General features: G+C 37.4%; 21 protein-coding genes and 1 pseudogene. 14 read left to right on the forward strand and 8 right to left on the reverse strand.

Annotated elements, in window-relative coordinates:
- The first annotated feature begins 260 nt into the window (after positions 1-260).
- The 6 genes from hflX (at position 261) to IMO47_RS00105 (ending at position 4,921) form a co-directional block, all read left to right on the forward strand.
- Positions 261-1,592 carry a ribosome rescue GTPase HflX gene (hflX, locus tag IMO47_RS00080; protein ID WP_196075941.1) on the forward strand — a complete coding sequence of 444 codons (1,332 nt, stop codon included), beginning with the start codon at positions 261-263 and terminating at the stop codon, positions 1,590-1,592.
- Between the two features lie 43 nt (positions 1,593-1,635).
- Positions 1,636-2,007: a hypothetical protein gene (locus IMO47_RS00085; protein ID WP_196075942.1), complete on the forward strand. Its 372-nt coding sequence runs from the start codon at positions 1,636-1,638 to the stop codon at positions 2,005-2,007.
- A gap of 9 nt (positions 2,008-2,016) precedes the next feature.
- Entirely contained in the window at positions 2,017-2,685 is a 669-nt protein-coding gene (locus tag IMO47_RS00090; RefSeq protein WP_196075943.1) for an LrgB family protein, read from the forward strand.
- A 92-nt stretch (positions 2,686-2,777) separates the two neighbouring features.
- A complete protein-coding gene (locus IMO47_RS00095; RefSeq protein WP_196075944.1) occupies positions 2,778-3,221 on the forward strand; it encodes a DUF2147 domain-containing protein in 444 nt (147 codons plus the stop codon).
- A gap of 54 nt (positions 3,222-3,275) precedes the next feature.
- A complete protein-coding gene (locus IMO47_RS00100) occupies positions 3,276-3,722 on the forward strand; it encodes a DUF2147 domain-containing protein (RefSeq protein WP_196075945.1) in 447 nt (148 codons plus the stop codon).
- A gap of 320 nt (positions 3,723-4,042) precedes the next feature.
- Positions 4,043-4,921 (forward strand): ATP-grasp fold amidoligase family protein, encoded by an 879-nt coding sequence (locus IMO47_RS00105; RefSeq protein WP_196075946.1) that lies wholly within the window; start codon positions 4,043-4,045, stop codon positions 4,919-4,921.
- A 166-nt stretch (positions 4,922-5,087) separates the two neighbouring features.
- Here the strand turns inward: IMO47_RS00105 and IMO47_RS00110 are convergent, their stop codons facing one another.
- From IMO47_RS00110 to IMO47_RS19510, 5 genes are all read right to left on the reverse strand, one after another.
- Positions 5,088-5,936: a symmetrical bis(5'-nucleosyl)-tetraphosphatase gene (locus IMO47_RS00110; protein WP_196075947.1), complete on the reverse strand. Its 849-nt coding sequence runs from the start codon at positions 5,934-5,936 to the stop codon at positions 5,088-5,090.
- A gap of 2 nt (positions 5,937-5,938) precedes the next feature.
- Positions 5,939-6,751 (reverse strand): 16S rRNA (adenine(1518)-N(6)/adenine(1519)-N(6))-dimethyltransferase RsmA, encoded by an 813-nt coding sequence (rsmA, locus tag IMO47_RS00115; protein WP_196075948.1) that lies wholly within the window; start codon positions 6,749-6,751, stop codon positions 5,939-5,941.
- 27 nt (positions 6,752-6,778) lie between these two features.
- Positions 6,779-7,627: a pilus assembly protein PilJ gene (locus IMO47_RS00120; RefSeq protein ID WP_196075949.1), complete on the reverse strand. Its 849-nt coding sequence runs from the start codon at positions 7,625-7,627 to the stop codon at positions 6,779-6,781.
- A gap of 49 nt (positions 7,628-7,676) precedes the next feature.
- The gene (gene pdxA / locus IMO47_RS00125) at positions 7,677-8,648 is read right to left on the reverse strand and encodes a 4-hydroxythreonine-4-phosphate dehydrogenase PdxA (RefSeq protein ID WP_196075950.1); all 972 of its coding nucleotides are present in this window, start codon (positions 8,646-8,648) and stop codon (positions 7,677-7,679) included.
- A gap of 547 nt (positions 8,649-9,195) precedes the next feature.
- On the reverse strand, positions 9,196-9,984 hold the full coding sequence (locus IMO47_RS19510; protein ID WP_227552366.1) for a hypothetical protein: 789 nt from the start codon (positions 9,982-9,984) through the stop codon (positions 9,196-9,198).
- A 353-nt stretch (positions 9,985-10,337) separates the two neighbouring features.
- Here IMO47_RS19510 and rplM point away from each other — a divergent pair, with 353 nt between their 5' ends.
- Positions 10,338-10,766 carry a 50S ribosomal protein L13 gene (gene rplM / locus IMO47_RS00135; RefSeq protein WP_004829852.1) on the forward strand — a complete coding sequence of 143 codons (429 nt, stop codon included), beginning with the start codon at positions 10,338-10,340 and terminating at the stop codon, positions 10,764-10,766.
- 12 nt (positions 10,767-10,778) lie between these two features.
- Positions 10,779-11,165: a 30S ribosomal protein S9 gene (rpsI, locus tag IMO47_RS00140; RefSeq protein WP_004829853.1), complete on the forward strand. Its 387-nt coding sequence runs from the start codon at positions 10,779-10,781 to the stop codon at positions 11,163-11,165.
- 187 nt (positions 11,166-11,352) lie between these two features.
- On the opposite strand, the pseudogene IMO47_RS00145 reads toward rpsI, so the two are convergent.
- Positions 11,353-11,670: pseudogene (locus IMO47_RS00145) on the reverse strand (hypothetical protein); the annotation flags it as partial.
- Between the two features lie 169 nt (positions 11,671-11,839).
- On the opposite strand from IMO47_RS00145, the gene IMO47_RS00150 reads away from it, so the two are divergent.
- From IMO47_RS00150 to IMO47_RS00175, 6 genes are all read left to right on the forward strand, one after another.
- The gene (locus IMO47_RS00150; protein ID WP_196075952.1) at positions 11,840-12,493 is read left to right on the forward strand and encodes a glutathione S-transferase N-terminal domain-containing protein; all 654 of its coding nucleotides are present in this window, start codon (positions 11,840-11,842) and stop codon (positions 12,491-12,493) included.
- 26 nt (positions 12,494-12,519) lie between these two features.
- Positions 12,520-12,960, forward strand: coding sequence for a ClpXP protease specificity-enhancing factor (locus IMO47_RS00155; RefSeq protein WP_196075953.1), 441 nt, complete (start codon positions 12,520-12,522; stop codon positions 12,958-12,960).
- Positions 12,961-12,975: 15 nt separating this feature from the next.
- Positions 12,976-13,635: a hypothetical protein gene (locus tag IMO47_RS00160; protein WP_196075954.1), complete on the forward strand. Its 660-nt coding sequence runs from the start codon at positions 12,976-12,978 to the stop codon at positions 13,633-13,635.
- A gap of 457 nt (positions 13,636-14,092) precedes the next feature.
- Positions 14,093-15,061 carry a hypothetical protein gene (locus IMO47_RS00165; RefSeq protein WP_196075955.1) on the forward strand — a complete coding sequence of 323 codons (969 nt, stop codon included), beginning with the start codon at positions 14,093-14,095 and terminating at the stop codon, positions 15,059-15,061.
- 14 nt (positions 15,062-15,075) lie between these two features.
- Positions 15,076-15,609, forward strand: coding sequence for a GTP-binding protein (locus IMO47_RS00170; protein WP_196075956.1), 534 nt, complete (start codon positions 15,076-15,078; stop codon positions 15,607-15,609).
- Between the two features lie 17 nt (positions 15,610-15,626).
- The gene (locus IMO47_RS00175) at positions 15,627-16,040 is read left to right on the forward strand and encodes a roadblock/LC7 domain-containing protein (protein ID WP_196075957.1); all 414 of its coding nucleotides are present in this window, start codon (positions 15,627-15,629) and stop codon (positions 16,038-16,040) included.
- A 39-nt stretch (positions 16,041-16,079) separates the two neighbouring features.
- Here the strand turns inward: IMO47_RS00175 and IMO47_RS00180 are convergent, their stop codons facing one another.
- Together IMO47_RS00180 and IMO47_RS00185 are read right to left on the reverse strand one after the other, a co-directional pair.
- Entirely contained in the window at positions 16,080-16,925 is an 846-nt protein-coding gene (locus IMO47_RS00180; RefSeq protein WP_196075958.1) for a GGDEF domain-containing protein, read from the reverse strand.
- A gap of 607 nt (positions 16,926-17,532) precedes the next feature.
- A complete protein-coding gene (locus IMO47_RS00185) occupies positions 17,533-18,234 on the reverse strand; it encodes a DUF1003 domain-containing protein (RefSeq protein WP_196075959.1) in 702 nt (233 codons plus the stop codon).
- Positions 18,235-18,694: the final 460 nt, after the last annotated feature.

An 18,694-nucleotide genomic window follows, 5' to 3' on the forward strand; every position in this document is an offset into this window, starting at 1 on the left:
ATTGATCTTAAATCGCTTTAGTAAAATTTACCTGACTGCTGATCATCAGAATCAGTAGCATAGCCCTTTAATGAAATCAGATTTTCTCAAGAATATGATCTATGGATAACTCCAGTTCATCCATTTCCTGATCTGTTAAAACGGACATCCAGCTTGTTGTTTGCAATTTTATTTCAATACACTGACACTGAGTCAGGATTTAAACTGCAATATCCTTTAGAATGAATTTTTATCCAAGTCATGGCTGAGTTGTATTATCTGTGGAATATGTTGATCAAAGTCAAGGTGGTGAAAAAACCATTCTAGTCACAGTAAATGTTCAAATTTTAGAAGATTTAGATTCAGAAGAATTTCGCTTGTTGGCCAAATCTGCTGGGGCAGTGATTCTAGACCATTTAACCGTACAGCGGATTAAACCTGATCCAAAATTCTTTATTGGTACAGGAAAGGCGGAAGAAATTGCGGAACAAGTTGAGAATGATGAAGTTGACTTGGTGATTTTTGACCAGGCCCTATCACCTGCTCAGGAACGAAATTTAGAACGCATTTTAAAATGCCGTGTTATCGACCGCACTGGTTTGATTTTGGATATTTTTGCACAACGTGCACGTACACATGAAGGAAAACTACAGGTGGAATTGGCTCAGCTTGACCATCTGTCTTCTCGTTTGGTTCGAAGTCGAAGTAATTTAGATAGCCAAAAAGGCGGAATTGGTTTACGTGGTCCTGGCGAAACATTGCTGGAAACAGACCGCCGCTTATTGCGTATTCGTATGGAGCAGCTCAAAGATCGTTTAGAAAAAGTTCGTAAAACACGAATTCAAGGGCGTGCAGCGCGCCAAAAAGCCAATATTCCCACCGTTTCCTTGGTCGGTTATACCAATGCAGGGAAATCAACGCTGTTTAATATTTTGGCAAATAGTGATGTTTATGCAGCAGATCAACTCTTTGCAACATTAGATCCGACATTACGTCGTTTGGATTGGGATGGAATTGGTACCTTGGTTCTCGCTGATACTGTTGGTTTTGTGCGCAATCTCGCTCATTCTTTAGTCGAATCTTTTAAAGCCACTTTGGAGGAAACCTTAGAGGCAACTTTATTGCTACATGTGATTGATGCCAGCAGCCCAGACATGATGGAGCAAATCGATGCGGTTGAAACCGTATTAAAAGAGATTGGCGCTGATATTCCAACGCTTAGGGTGTACAACAAAATCGACCAAAGCCATGATGAGGCAAAAATCATCTATGCAAAACCGCATCAACCCGAGCGCGTTTATGTTTCAGCCCATACCAAACAAGGTCTAGACCTACTTCGTAGAGCAGTACATGAATGTTTGATGGGACAAATTCAAAAATTTGAACTGCGTTTAAAACCTGCTTATGGGAAACTTAAAAACCAGCTTTATGAACTGAATGTGATTGAATCAGAACATTATGATGACGACGGTCAACTCCATTTGAGTGTTGCCATCGCACCACATAAACTTGAGCAGCTGATTAAACAGGCACATTTACCGATTGATGAAATTCTTGGAGACAAAGCCCAACAGTTTAAAAGACCATTAGAAGAGTTTGAAATAAAGCGCTAAATCGGTTAAAACGTGAAAGATCAAATTTTATAAATAAACACACATGGATCAGTTAAAAGGTATCGATTGGCAAGCTTGGATCTTCACATTAGGACTCATCATCTTTTTTCGTGAAGCTTCCGTATTCCTCATGTCGCAGTTTAATCACCCCGAACTGGGCAATTTAACAGGCTTATTAAGCTTATTGGTTGTTCTGGTTGTATGGCGTAAATTCAAAAGAATTCCTGCGCGACTGGTCGATACCAATAATAAATTAATGAAAGAAAGTGGCTTTGCTTTTCTGCCTATCTGTGCAGGCTCATTGATCATGTTGGTCAGTATGGGCAAAGAAATTCCATTATTTCTAGTGATCATGTTTGTTAGTACATTAATTCCTTTGTGGGTTTACGCAAAAATGGCAAAAAAGTGGTTATAGGAGAAACAGATGTTAAGTGTACTGACTGGATTTTTAATCACTTTAATTGCTTATCTTGCTGCAAAACCCATCAATAAACGTTTTCCTCAAGTTCCATTACTGGTGATCGGTATGTTTTTTGTCATAGGGATTTTAATGATTTTTAAAATTCCCTATGAAAAATACAATACAGATATGAATGGACTATTTAGCCATCTCTTGGGCTATGTCACTGTTGCGTTAGCCATCCCTTTGGCTGCAATGCGTTATGATGATTTACCCTTAAAGTCTATTGTAGGGATTTTAGTTTTTGCCAGTATCAGTGCTGTCGCTCTACCTATGAGTCTGGCTTATTTACTACATATGTCCGAACCGACGATTATGGCTTTTGCAACACGGGCCGTAACGACGCCGATTGCCATTAATATTGCAACTTTATTGCACTCACCAGTCACTTTAGTGATTTTGATTGTCATTTTATCAGGAGTGATTGGTGCAGCATTTTCATCCATCATTTTACGCAACATAAATGATGAGCGCGCGTCAGGTCTAGCTTTGGGACTAGCTGCGCATGCAATTGGAACTGCACAAGCATGGCAACGTGGTGCGGTTGCAGGTCGTTATGCGGCATTTGGTATGGCTGTCAATGCGGTCTTTACCGCAATCTGGTTGCCAACTTTTATACTTTTTCTAAAATAAATGTGATTTATTTAACTTTTCACGTGATTGCATAGGGTAATTATTCAGCTTAAGATGAACTATACTTCCCCATTTTGATAAGGAATCAAGAAATGAGGTTTAATAAGTTTATTTTAGGGACATTATTTTCCATTTTAAGCTGCAGCAGCATGGCAAAAGATATCACCGGTATTTGGAAAAATATTGATGATAAAACGGGTTCATCAAAAGCCGTTCTTGAAATACGTAAAGAGTCTAATGGAACCTATACGGGTAAGATCATTAAGGTGACGCCACGACCAGGTTATACACCAAAAGAAACCTGTGTAGATTGTCCTGAGCCTTATACCAATAAACCGATTTTAGGTATGGACGTACTGAAAAATTTAAAGCAAAGCAGTGATGAAGATTACGTTGGGGGCAAAATCATTGACCCACTGACAGGTAAAATCTATTCAATGAAAGCCAAACTCAGTCCGAACGGTAACCGTTTATTACTAAGAGGTTATGTTGGCGTTTCTGCACTGGGTCGCAGTCAAACCTGGATCCGTGAATAATTTTTATTCACGGCTGATTTTTTCTAGTTAAAACAATATGATATAGGTATGCTTATGAAAAAAGGATTTTTCTGTTGTATGCTCTTTGGACTCATCAGCTGGGCACATGCCGCTGATATTACGGGAACTTGGCGCACTGTTGATGACAAAACAGGTTTTGTGCGAGCACACATACAAATTGAAAAGCAAAAAGATGATACTTATGCTGGAAAAATCATTAAAGATTTTCCTGCACCTGGTGAAGTTGCCTTAACACAATGCCATAACTGTCCTGCTCCATTTACCAACAAGCCTATTATTGGATTGACAATTTTACAGAAAATGAAAGTTGATCCCAAAGATCCCAATAACTATATCGGCGGTGAGGTACTGGATCCTCGTGGAGGTAAAATTTATCATGGTAAAGCTCGCTTAAATGCCAGTGGTAACCGACTTACGTTGCGTGGTTATATTGGAATATCAATGATTGGGCGCAGTCAAACATGGATTAGAATGGAATAGTTGCTCCTGAAAATAGGATTTGAAGCATCGATAGACGAATTGACAATTTTTTGATTTAAATTCCAAACCACCAGTTATTTCATATCAGCAGGAGTAAAGTCCTGCTTGGTGTTTATCAGACAATCTAATCTCTAAAAAAACATATCACACATAAATCCGCCATCATATCTAAAGGAAAGATGGGCTCTTTTACTCATCATTTACAATTTTATTTTCTACACAACCGCTTTTATATAATTCTACTCAAAGTGAGTTTTTTTAAAGAAATATTAAGTTTTGGTTATTTATATATACATCATGTCCAACATGGTTGCATCAATATGTATAACCATCTCACCTATCTCGCAAAAATTATCAGAACTTATTTTGTTTCAGATAAAACCTACCTGAGCAAAAGATTTGCACAAAAATTAGGGTATCGTCCAAATTTGAGTCACCCGCAAAGTTTCAATGAAAAAGTAACTTCGAGGATGATTTATGAGCGGGATCCTCTTCATACCACTCTGGCTGACAAACTTGCGATTAGAGACGTCATTGACGGTAAAATTTGTCCTTCACATATGGTACCCCTCCTTGGCGTATATCATTATTTCAATGAAATCAACTTTGATCAATTGCCTGAAAAATTTGTTTTGAAATGCAATCATGACAGTGGCAGCGCGATGATTTGCAAAGATAAAAGTCAATTTGATTTAAAAAAAGCCGAGCGAAAGCTAACGCGTCATCTCAAACAGAATATGTATTATTTAAAAAGAGAATGGCACTATAAAAATATCCAACCTGTTATTCTGGTTGAACAATATGTTGAATTGTTATCCGATCAAGAAACCCAATTGACGATAACCACTTGTCGAGTGCATTGTTTTGAAGATCAACCCAAATTTATTGAAGTAGATATACAAGATCAATTTAAAAATGAATATTCAAATATCTATGACTTGAGCTGGACTTTACAACCATTCACAGTTGATTTAAAAAATAATAGTCCAGTGTGCTTAAAAAAACCTGTCAGATTGGGCATTCTGCTTGAACTTTCTCAAACCCTCTGCCTAAAGCATGGTTATAGTCGAGTAGATTTTTTAATTACTGATGAAAATATCTATTTCAGTGAAATCACCTTAACGCCAAATGCAGGAAGAATGATCATCAAACCGAATGAATGGGATTCGAAGCTCGGTGAATATTGGCAATCATTCTAAAACCCATGTGTTATTTTCAGGAGATGAAAGCCTTTAGACCACTGCTAGAAATGTTGTGTAAACTGAATCTTGACTATTGTCTGATAAACAATTGCTTCAATCGAAAGGCTCTGGAAAATTCACACTGAGTCAAAAAATAAAGCCACTCGAAGTGGCTTTATGCAGATTACATCACGGGATTATCAACTTTAAAAATTTCTTTATCTTCGAGACGATATGCAATCAACTGATGTCCCCATACACAACCGCCATCCACATTTTGAATTTGTGAACTGATGCTTCTGCCTTGCAAAGCCGCCCAATGTCCAAAAATAATCTGATGTGTTTGTGCAGCCTTTGATTCATACTCAAACCAAGGTTGAAATCCTTCAGGCATGGTTTCATCCAAAGCATCTTTAAAACTAAACTCCAAACGACCTTGAGCATCGGTCAAACGCATGCGGGTAAGATAATTGGTAATACAACGCAGCCGTGAATTACCCTGTAAGTTATCTTCCCACAATGTAGGTTCAGCACCATACATCTCTTTCAGGAATGAATCGAGTACGTCAAAATCATCATGCGCCAATACCGTTTCTACTTCTTTTGCTAGCGCAGCAGTTTGTTCTATATTCCAAATATGAGGAATACCTGCATGCGTCAAAATGGTCTGAGGGTTTGGAAAAAGACACAAAGGCTGTTTACGTAGCCAGTCAATCAGCTCATCACTTTCCAAAGCATGAATGACATCGTCAATACGATCTTTGTCTTTAAGTTTTTTGATTCCACGAGCAACTGCCAGTAAATTTAAATCATGGTTACCCAAAACTGTTGCAGCGCTGCCTCGCTCGCATAGTTTTTTAATAAAGCGCAATGCGCCTACCGAGTTTTCACCACGCGCAACCAAATCCCCTGCAAACCATATAAAATCTTGATCGGCATCAAACTGTATTGCTTTTAATAACGCTTTCAGTGCCTCAAAACAACCTTGCACATCACCAATCACATAATTAAATCTGACATTTTCTCGTGTCATTTTTAAGCCACCATTTGATCTGACAATGCGACAAACTGAGCCAAACTCAGTGTTTCTGGGCGAGCCATTGGATCAACACCTGCTCGCTCAAAACCATCTTCAACCAGCATGCCCTTTAAACTGTTGCGTAAAGTTTTTCGACGTTGAGTAAATACATGGGAAACCAAGCGTGCCAATGCTTTTTCATTTTTGGCAATAATGGGCTTTGTTGCATAAGGTTCTAAACGAAAGACTGCAGATGTCACTTTGGGTGGTGGATTAAATGAACCAGGTGGTACTTCAAATAAAAAGGTGGGTTTGCAATAATATTGGATCATCACAGACAACCGACCATATTCTTTGGTGTTTGGTTCAGCAGTAATACGATCAACCACTTCTTTTTGCAACATAAAATGCATATCTTTGACTTTGTCCCCAAACTCTAACAAATGGAAAAGCAAAGGCGTCGAAATGTTGTAGGGTAAATTCCCCACCACACGTAATGGGCGGTCTTTTTGGAACAGTTCAGAAAAATCATATTTTAATGCATCTGTTTCAATGATCGTTAAACGCTCTGGATGAGGCACACGACCAGGTAAACCCGCAGCCAAGTCACGGTCTAGCTCAACCACAGTTAAAGCATCACACTCACCAATCAAAGGTGAAGTCAGTGCTGCAAGACCTGGACCGATTTCAACAATATTGTCACCTGTGCGAGGTGCAACAGAACGTACAATTTTTGCAATTACTCGTTGATCATGCAAGAAGTTTTGACCAAAACGCTTGCGCGTATGATGCCCTTCATCTTTTGGGTTCAGGGCATTAATTTGATACATAAAATTCTCCACATTGATTGATTACCACTATTGCGTATTCAACTCTAACTTAATTAGGCTATTAAAAAATTCATCAGATTTGGTCACGTTTCCTCTTGCTGCTTGATATGCTACAGCTAGAGGTTTAGGTTTTTTAAGAAAACTAAACATATTAGATTGTAATATTGTTTCAGTTTTCTCTTGAATCGATTCCAAGCTTTCACGTACTTCAGCATCTTTGACTCGAACGACACCTAATTCGGTATTCCCTTGAAGTTGAGCTTTAAGATAAGCATTAAATGTTTCAACATCTGCTAAAAAATCGTCAATATTATCAAGCAAGTGTTCTTCACCACCGGATATCTTTTCCAATGAATTCAAAAAACGTCCGGCTAAAAAAACTTGATTTTTTGCAATAACAACTTGATTTGAAGGATAATTTAAGCGAGCCATTCGATCTGTCACCAAATTATATTCAGCTTGAATTTCAGGTGTAATCTCTTGAATCAAAATATTGAAGTCTTGTATAGCAACCAAACGATCTTGATGCTTTATGATAACATCAATATTAGCATTGATCGCCTCACCTTCTTTAAGCATTTTATCGACATCGTTATGATTCGCATATTTTTTATGCACAATTGCCAATGCTTGATTAAATTTTTCTTGGCTGTTCTTTAAATTATCTAAAGCTGATGGACCCGCATATTGAACAACCTCTTGTGACTGTCTTGGAATTTGTAGTGATAGCACCTTCAAATCACAGATACTGTGCTCTGGATGCGTGGTTGAACAAGCAGATAGCGTAGCTACCATGAACATGGTCATTAGGCTTCCCACCCACGCTTTAATCAGTCGTAATTCTGTTATGTTTTTATTATGAGTAATTATAGCCATTGCTAAGCTTCCATCAGTTTAAAATTAAAATAATGATGATGAATTAAAATTACTTCGATCGGGCAAGGTCAAGTGCCAGATCAACAGCAACATGCAGACTTGAACTTTTTGCAAGTCCCGTACCGGCAAGTTGTAGCGCCGTTCCATGATCGACAGATGTACGAATAAAAGGTAAACCTAAAGTAATATTGATGGCTTCACCAAATCCTTGTGATTTTAACACGGGTAGCCCTTGATCGTGATACATGGCTAAAACTGCATCCGCATTTTTCAAATTATCCGACGTAAACAAAGTATCTGCCGGCATACTTAAACTGAGCTGGACGCCTTGAGCACGATAGCTTTCAAGTACCGGATTAATCGTCTCGATTTCTTCATGCCCTAAATATCCCCCCTCTCCGGCATGAGGATTCAGTCCACAGACAAGAATGCGTGGCTGAGTAATTTTGAACTTCGTTTTTAAATCATGAAGCAAAATATCGATAATTTGATGAAGACGTTCTTTGGTGATGGCGTCTGCAACGTCTCGTAATGGAAGATGCGTGGTGACCAATGCCACTCTCAAGGTTTTGGTGGCAAGCATCATGACCACACGATCTACACCGGCATACTCTTGATAATATTCAGTATGCCCACTGAAATATATGCCCGCATCATTAATAACTGATTTTTGTACAGGTCCTGTTGCCACACCGACACTCAAACCTTGCATCGCGTAATAAGCTGTACGACGCAATTGTTCAATTACATAGGCCGAGTTTTGTGGATTAAGTTCGCCTAAAACAACATCCTGATTTAAAGGAACATGTTCGACATAGAGTTGACCTTCAGTCGCCCCCTGTTTTTGTCCTTGATACTCAATCAACTGAATCGTCTTATTTAAAATTTTGGCACGATCTCTCAACATATTGATATCAGCCAATACCACTACTGGACGATCATCAACACGATCAGCCAAATCCAAACAAATATCTGGACCAATGCCAGCAGGCTCACCGCTGGTTATATATAAAGGAAGCATCGAGAACTCTTTTAAACAGACGTTGCATTGATAGTATACATTGGTTCTAAATCATCATTTCCTATTCAAGTTAAATTTTGCGTCAATTTGACTGAAAATGTATAAAATGAAACTCAAAGCTATGCACATGCACCGTACAAAATTCATCACTATTGGCGAACATTACCGCATCTTGAATAATTGAAATTTAAAATAAAAAGTAATTCAAAAACAATTTAAATCATGCCATAAATCAAAAACTAAAAATCACACTGCACGTACCTCAATTGTAACGGAGAAAAGTTGTATCCGATAGGAAAAATATCATGTTGATGGCCCTTAACCATTATGAATAAACCACCATATGCATGCTAAAAACTGATGGAGATTTAATGTATATGCTTCTTATTTTGCACCAGTAATTCAATTGCACCCATAAAATCATTTAATTTTCCAATTTTCTTTCATTGGCATTTATTTAAATAAAATATTACGTTTACAGTAATTACACATGGAGTTGAATCCAAATAAAAAATCGGTAGACCAGACGTTCACTCCCCCCAGTTTCTTAAAAATCCAATTTCTTTGCGGGCATAATTTTGGGCTGTGCCTGTTTATGATCAATGACAGCTGACGCTGGCTGAAGTCCTAATTCACTAGCTTGACAATAGTTGAGATCAATATGTTGATTAAAAATAATCCTGACACGATGATCAGGTTCGACTCTTCCATACACTGTATAATCAATGGCTTGATCATCCACATGATTTTTTGACTCAATCACCACCTCTATTTCCTGTCCGATCTCAATATTTTGAGTTTTTACCAATAGTCCGACAGGCTCACAGGGAAAAACATCATCAATTTCCCGAGTAAAATCAGCAGTCATCCACTTCACATCAAGCACGGTATCTGATTCACCCTGTTTGTGTTGATTGATTGCCTTTTTCTCAGATTGCTTTATTTTTTTATTTTCCAATGATTGTTTCGAAACGAATTGAGTCGGCTTTTTTTCTGCAATCTTTAATTGATTTGCTGTTGGCTTGAAATCGTGGAACATTTCTGGTTCACACATATTAAAAACAACTCTAACAATACCATCCATAGCAACCGTTCCCCTGAGTTTATACTGTTTGCCATTTTCATCTTCTGGATCGTATAAAGTCAGTGGAATCGTTGAACCTGCAGCAATATCTTTTGTCGTGATGTGAATCCCCAAAGGTTGGCAAGTGACAGCAACACCACCTTTTAATTCAGATGAAAAATCTTCTGTCATCCATTGAATAGAAATCAATCGATCTCCTGGTTCAGCTTGATTATGATAAACCACAGGCATAGCTGCATGAAGTTTATTCAATGATCGAGCCTGATCTTCGAAGTCTGCTTGGGCAAAACTCAAATTTAAATTTACAACGCTGAATAGAATGAGAAGACATTTTATCGAACTTCTTATTTTCATTTTTGCCTGACTTATTTTCTTTATATGAATTTAATTATTCATGAAACTCGTCACAATTCCAACCATGATCATGATCTTTTGTAGCATTTAGATAAAACTAGGCTTTGCTTTTTTTAGCAGCACTCAATATAATCATGCGCTTGAAATTGAATATTTCGATTGTGAATCTATCTATTTTCAGCTAGAATTCGCACTCCTTTTTGTTTGGACAGATTCCATAGTCCAAACCAACTATAATAGGTAGTGGTTTAATGAAAACTCTCAGCGCTAAGCCTGCTGAAGTTCAACACGACTGGTACGTTGTTGATGCTTCTGGCAAAACTTTAGGTCGCCTTGCGACTGAAATCGCTCGTCGTTTACGCGGTAAACACAAAACTTCTTATACGCCTCACGTTGACACTGGTGACTACATCGTTGTGATCAATGCAGAGCAAGTTCAAGTGACTGGTAACAAATCACTTGATAAGAAATACTATCGCCACACTGGTTTCCCTGGTGGTATCCGTGAAACTAATTTCGAAAAATTAGTTGCTCACAAACCAGAAGAAATCTTCGAACGTGCTGTAAAAGGCATGTTGCCAAAAGGTCCTCTTGGTTATGCAATGATCAAGAAAATGAAAGTGTACGCTGGTACTGAGCATCCTCATACTGCTCAACAGCCACAAGTTTTGGACATCTAAGGGATACAGCACATGGCTACTAACTATGGTACAGGTCGCCGTAAGACCGCAACTGCACGTGTTTTCCTATCAGCTGGTACTGGTAAACTCGTAATCAACAACCGTACTCTTGAACAGTACTTCGGTCGTGAAACTGCTCGTATGGTTGTTCGTCAACCGCTTGAGCTTTTAGACGTAACTGAAAAGTATGACCTTTACATCACTGTTGCTGGTGGTGGTATCGGTGGTCAAGCTGGCGCTATCCGTCACGGTATTACTCGTGCGTTGATCGCTTCTGACGAAACTTTAAAACCTGCTCTTCGTCAAGCTGGTTTCGTTACTCGTGATGCTCGTGAAGTTGAACGTAAGAAACTTGGTTTACGTAAAGCACGTAAACGTCCTCAATTCTCTAAACGTTAATTCGTTTACCGAATCGGACAAAAAACCTCGGCATTTGCCGAGGTTTTTTTATGGATTAAAACTATTCAAAGTTTCAAAGTTATTTTGTTTTATCTCGTTTAGAACAGTCCATGACAGCATCGGCAATCCCGTCGGCATATTTTGATTCTGTGATCGTACAGCCATTTTCCTGATAAGTTCGAGTTTCCTTAGAAAACTTATGATCTTTCGGAATCGGTGCATCACATGGTTTATTGGTCTTTACATTGGCCATTTTTACAGGTCCATCATTATAAATCGTGACCTTACAACCCTTAACAACATACTCCTGTTCGATTCCACCGTACCTTTCATCCTCTGAAACAGCAGATGCAACATCACAAGCATCATCAGCACTACACGCGGCTTCTGCGTCACTAGCCACAGTAGCTTCAGCTCCGGCAGCTTCCATAGCTTCAGCAGCCGCTTCCTGCACTTGAGCATCTCCATTTTGTTTCTTTGCATATGTATTTGAAAGATTCATCATAAGAAAAACGGCAACAAGCAACTTACGGCTGTTATTGATTAAATTCATGAATTATGGATACCTTATATTGATTTAAATTCGGCGCATACCGTAAGCTTATTAAAGTTAAGGTGATTTTATTGCCTATTTTTAGTATCCTAGTTTATTCATTTTTTCTAGTTTTTGGAATATGTCAGTCGAAAATGCGCCTCAACAAGGGATTACGTTGTATAGCCACGAGGATGACTTTCGTTCACATTGGATCAGATTTCTGCTGGCAGAAAAGCAGATTAAACACACTTTAATTATCGTTGAAGAAGATGACGAGGATTTGGCAAGCCTTAATCCCTACAATCAACTGCCGATGCTGATTGAAAACGATTTAAAATTGTTTAAAACCCAGATCATTTCTGAATACCTAGATGACCGTTATCGGCAAAATAAACTGTATGCCGATGCACCCGCACCCCGTGCAGAACAAAGACAGTATATTTGGCGCTTTGAGCAAGATTGGTTTAAGCTTGCAGATATCATGCTACGTCATCCAGATACGCTTAACGCAACGGAAAAGAAAAAGGCTCAGCAGCAGCTTAAAGATACTTTGGTATCTTTAACGCCGCTTTTTCAGCACTATCCGTATTTTATGTCTGATAACTTTACAATTTTAGATTGTATGTTAGCCCCAATTTTCGTACGGTTAAAACATATGGGAATTGAGTTGCCTAAACAGCAATGCCGTCCAATTTTACTATATTGTCAACGGATTTTTAGCCGTCCGGCTTTTTTGAAGTCAATGACTTTTCAAGAAAAAAGCCGTTATAGTGAATTTTTGGCAAAACCCTAGATCGCAGAACAATAGAGTATTTTCCAATGTCTGAACCAGAATTGAACTTAACCCCGACTCGACCATACCTTGCACGTGCAATATATGAATGGATTTGCGATAACAATTTAACCCCTTATCTACTTGTTGATGCGACGCAACCTTATACCGATGTCCCACAACAGTTTGTACAAGATGGGCAAATTGTTCTTAATCTGGCACCACATTCAGTTCATATGTTAAATATGAGTAACGATGCAATTACTTTCTCTGCACGTTTCAGTGGCGCATCTAAAGATCTTTATATCCCCATGAATGCTGTACTAGGACTGTATGCACGTGAGAATGGACAAGGTTTATTCTTTGATCCTGAGGAATATGCCAATGTGCAAATCGAAGAAGATGCTTTAAAATCAAATAAAAGTGAACAACCAGAAACCACTTCTGATGCACCAAAGAAAAAATCGAGCTTACGCATTTTAGAATAGAACAAGGAGAACTGAATGGCTTTTGATCTCGTACAATACTTTGCTGAGCAGATAAAGATTCAAAAGCCTCAGCTATTATCACAACTCGAAGCTGTTGAACGAACTGCACATATTGAAGAAATCAATGCCCTCACTCTAGGCAAAATCATTAGTCTGTGGCGTAAGGATGATGATGCACTTTATCAGGAGATTCTTTCGCAGGATCATTTATATAGCCAAGAAATTGCACGACATCTCACGACATCGCCACAGAACAAATCTGATTTAGAACGAGCTGTGCTGGAATCTGCAACAACTGAAATCCTTGAACTACAATTTGCTGAATTAAAACAGTTAGATACTGCTGGAAGTTTAGGCAAAAGAGGTTTAAGAGAACTGGTGATTGGGCAAATTGAACACTTATCCGGTCAAGCGAAAGATTGGGTTTGGTCAACAAACGAGCTAACTGAACTGATTGGCTCTCAACCTACAGTTCAAGAAGAGATATCATTAGATGAAACGATGAAGGAGTTTAATCAAATGGTCAATGTTCAAAATACAGATACACATGTAGACCACCCAGAAGTCACTGTTTCTGAAACAACTCAACCCACTTGGGCAAAAGTTGCTGAACCTGTAGTCGCACTTGTAGTGCTATATATTCTTTTTGAAGCTGTCAGCAAAGTTTTTGCTTAAATTTTACTGATAATCAAAATTTATTAAAAGCGATCTATATGATCGCTTTTTTTCATGTAAAAAATACTTAAGTTTATTTAATTATTACAAGTGATAAATATCACAATAATAAAATTATAAATGATTAAATATGCAAAATAATAAAAAAATATCTAAAAACTTTTAAGTTAATCTTCTTTTTATAAAATTCATTGAGATTTTTTTTCATATTCAAGATAGATTTCCAATAATAACTAGTGTTAAGTTAAAGCAATGAAATTCTCTAAACTTTAAATAAAATTAACAATTTATAAAGGAGGATATAATAGCAATAAATAAAATGACTAAATGCTATACATTTGAACATTAAAAAAATGTTTTAACTGGAAAAACAATAAATCTAGTATTAATTTAAACACATGACGACCGTTAAAATGTACTACACACTTTAATCTTTCAATCTCAGATAAGTGATATTATGAACAATCAATGTATCAATATCGCAATTTCAGGCTTAGGTTTAACCACCTCGGATGATCTTAAAATCAGGCTGCGGAAAATTTTACCAACACATATTGGTATAAATTGGACAAGTGTCTCAGATCAAAATATCAACTGTATTCTGATCAATGAGCAGTTTTTTGAAAATGATAATATTCAAAACATTATTCAAAATAAAAATATTCCTTACTTAAAAATATCAAAACACAGTGAACACACAGAAAGTGCTCAAGATAACTTACTTTGCATCCCCATTTATGATGAATGCACACTGAAAGATTGGGTCAATATCAAATTACTTCGACAAACAGATTCACCTGTAGCCAGTTTTGATTTATCTCTGGATGAAACCGAAACTCAATTTGAAATTAAAGAAATTGATTTCTTTGCTGACCTCTATGCTCAAGACAGTCGTAAAGTCCTTCTCAGTGATCATCTAGGAACCATTGCCATTATAGACCACCATGCGCATTTGGCTTGGCTTGAAGCGACGCGTGATGAGTATCAGACTGACCGTTCAATACATTATACCGCAGCACTCACTTCCGATTTTATTAAGGTTTCTCGTAAACGTCAGTTTAACCTGGAAGACTGGTTATTTAATGTAATCTGGAAAAATCCTCAAATCATCACTGTACCTGCCACCGACAAATATTATCGCTTGAAGTTTTGGGTTCAACCGAATCAACTCGACAAGAAACTGTTATTACAACTTTCGGCTTGCTTTATCTATGGTGCTGAAATTCAACATGTTGCAGATAAGCTCAATATTCCTGTTACAACTGTTCAGCATTTTGTAGCTGCCAATCTAGCCATTCATAATGCGGAAGTCATTTCTGCAAAAGACAGCCAGTTCGATAAATCTCAGAGCGACGAACAACACACTGAAAATAAAGGAATCTTAAAAAGCTTTTTTAACAAGTTAAAAAGTAAGTTTAAGTTTTAAGGGATAGGTACATAATGATTATTCAACAATACAAAATTGTTTTTGCAGGTTCAATGGGGGCAGGAAAAACCGAAGCGATTAAATCGCTCTCTGAGATTCCTGTACTGGCGACAGAAGCCTTTAATACGGATGAACATAGTCATAAAAAGCTCAACACTACAGTTGGGATCGACTATGGAGAAGTCACGCTTGATGATGGCAATAAAGTCGGTCTTTATGGAACACCAGGGCAAGGACGTTTCGACTTTATGTGGGGTGTGATCTGTAAAGGGGCTATTGGCACAATCCTCTTGATTGACCATAGTTTACAAACACCTTTGGAAGAGTTGGACTATTACATCAACACCTTTAAACAATACGGCGACAACATTGTGATTGGTATTACCCATATTGATGATGATTTGGCTAAACCGACTCACCAATATCGACAATGGCTATTAGAACGGCAACTCAACTTCCCTGTTTTCTTCATCGATGCACGAAAGAAAGCAGACGTACTCTTACTCTTGGAGACATTGATTACCGCATTAGAAATTAAATATTTATAACCCATCATGAGGTGCCTATGAATTTAGCTGAGCAACGGGCAGCACCAGAAGCATTGGTTGCATTTGCCAAACAGCAGATACAAGAAGTGATCAACCATGTCAATCATATTGAGTTCATTATGATTTGTTCAAGTGATGGTTTTGAGTTAGCTTCAGTAAGTAAACGCTATCAATTTCAATCCAGTAAACTGGCAGCGGTGAGCAGTTCAATTTTAGCGATGGTCAGCGCTTTTTTATCAGAAATCAATTTGACTGGCTGTCAAAGTATCAGTTTAGATGCCGAAAATGGTAAAGCCGTATTAACAGCTATACCATGTACCAAACATCCTATGCTCATCGTCACATTAAGCACTAAAGAGGTCTTATTGGGACAATTGCTCTATCACTTAAAAGAAGCCAGCCAAGCCATTATCCAACAAGATCAACCCTAGAAAAATGTCCCCTCTTGCTTAAACTGTTCGACAGTCTTGTTAAGGCGTTGCATAAATTGTGGTTTGCGATTTGCCATGTACTTTGGATTGATACATCAATAGATCTGCTTGATGAGTAGCATCGTCAATATTTTCAGGTAATTCATCATAAGTACGAATTCCCATACTAAAATCAATACCGAACTGCTGTTTCAATCCACTTAGCAAAAAGCTTTTTCTTAGACGTCTTTCATAATCTTCAATCGCCTGTAGATCAATGTCTTGTAAGATCACAATAAACTCATCCCCGCCCATACGTGCAATGACATCTGAATGCCGAGTGGTCGATTTTAACACCTGTGCAAACTCAACCAATACATCATCCCCTTTGCTGTGTCCATAGGTATCATTGACGGCTTTGAAACCATCCAAATCAATAAGACCAACAGCAAAGGTTTGTTCTGTTTTACCGTATCTCTTTTTTAATGCCTGATAGGCTAAATTAAATGCCCGCGTATTATTCAATGAGGTTAAAGGATCTTTCATCGCCATAAGCGTCATTTCATTTAAGTTTATTTTTATTCTACGCAGTAAAATCGCCACAATACTAAAAAAGCCCAGTCGTACGCATGCATTCCAAAAGGGAATAATCGAATTGGTGTACTCATGTCCTGCACTATAATCCGCATATAACCATGTAAGACCAGATAAAATTACAGTAATGATGACAACATACTTATGGTCATACCATGCTGCAACCGAAACTGGAATTAAATAAAAAACTGCAAAAGAATATTCATAGCCTGTAGAGAGATCAATGATTCCCAAAACAATAATCATCAAAAGTAAAGTAGCACGCCGAACAATCGAACTCATAAATAAATACGTTTCCAACTGTTTAATCATAGGATCACAATCCTTTGTGTTATCATTACAATATCGTATAGATTAATTTAAAAAAACCAATAATTAAAAATTCAACTGCATATCAATAATTCCATGTTTTAAATAAATTTAGTCGTGTTTTTGAATTAAAACTGGATAGTATTTACTGAGTTATAATTAAAATAACCATGAAAGTAAAGTAATATAAAGGGATAAATACTGTTATAAAATAGAATTCTTTGGGTGTTAGGGAAAACAACTGTGGTTTACTTCAACGATTAAAACTTTGTAAGTTTTAACCCTATTGCCTATAAACTTTTGGTCTATAGCGTCCTAAGCCGAATCGAGACCTTGTGGGTAAGTACTACACGCACGTTGTACGTTACTGGTAGCAATCTACTCTTTTCGATCCCTGTTCACCCTTGCAAACCATATTAACCAAAGCTGTTCAGGATTATTTTCCTAAGATGATGTCTTTTGAGCTGAATTTAAAAAAATTTCCCGACAAAGTAGCCAATTGAAGAATTTTTATATCCGGCTATATCTAATTCCTGTTTTTTCCAAGTATAAGCGCTCAAAAATAGAAATCCTTTCTTTTTCAGTTTTAGTAGAGGTCAATGACTCAAAACTATTTTTTCTTATTCATCTCCGATAATAAATCCAATTGGATTTCCTGAATTTTTGCCAATTTATCCCATTGGTGCATCAACAAATGGTCTATTTTTTCATGTAAGTGTCGAATTTCGAGTTCAGCTTTTAAATTGACCTGATAATCATTTTGCGAACGCAGACGATCTTTGGCTTCTTGACGATTTTGACTCATCATAATAATGGGAGCTTGTACAGCCGCCAGACAAGATAAAATGAGATTCAGTAAAATAAAAGGATAAGGGTCGGCAGGCTGTTTCACCATTACCACTGTATTCACAATAATCCAGATCGCCAAGAACAGACTAAAACAAATTAAAAAAGCCCAACTTCCTCCAAAAGTGGCTATCTTATCTGCTAAACGCTCTCCCAAAGTCCAGTTTTCGTGGAGTTGGCTTTCAGTATTTTTTGTGATGAGTTCGTGCTGTTGCATGCTGTTCAGCACTTCATAGGCTAAACTTGATACTTCACCTTGTTCCGATTGCAATAAAGATTGTACATATTGCATCCGGTATTTGGTTAGATCTGCTCTACAAATATAATCCTGTGTAGACCATTCTGGAAAATCTTGCGCAATTTCTTCAGTAATCACTTTGCGAATGGTACCCATGGGTACCACATCATGATCAGAAAAACTTTTTTTACAGACAAAGCAAATATGATTCTCAGGCTTTTCTTTCATAACATTACTCTTATCTTGTTCTTTTAAAACCTTTGATGATTAAGACCAAGCATAGAATATATTTAAATGTCTTTGGGTGCAGAGCGTACCAGAATTAGTTGTTTTTTCTGATATAAGAAACAAAATTGAATAGATTTATCTGATTATATACTTGTTAGGTAAATATATTTTTATTGAATTTTTTGGATGAGCGGGAAAACAACTGTGGTTTACTTCAACTATTAAAACTTTGTAAGTTTTAACCCTATTGCCTATAAACTTTTGGTCTATAGCGTCCTAAGCCGAATCGAGACCTTGTGGGTAAGTACTACACGCACGTTGTACGCAACTGGTAGCAATCTGCTCTTTTCGATCCCTTACATCCTTGAAAACAATATTAATCAAATCAGTCCGGGATTATTTTCCTAAGATAGATTGATTTTTGCATTTTTCAGAAATTTTTTTCTTTAAAACAATCTAT

The organism is Acinetobacter sp. Res13-Abat-PEC15-P4-01, from assembly GCF_015676285.1.
In the GTDB taxonomy this organism is placed as follows: domain Bacteria; phylum Pseudomonadota; class Gammaproteobacteria; order Pseudomonadales; family Moraxellaceae; genus Acinetobacter; species Acinetobacter nematophilus.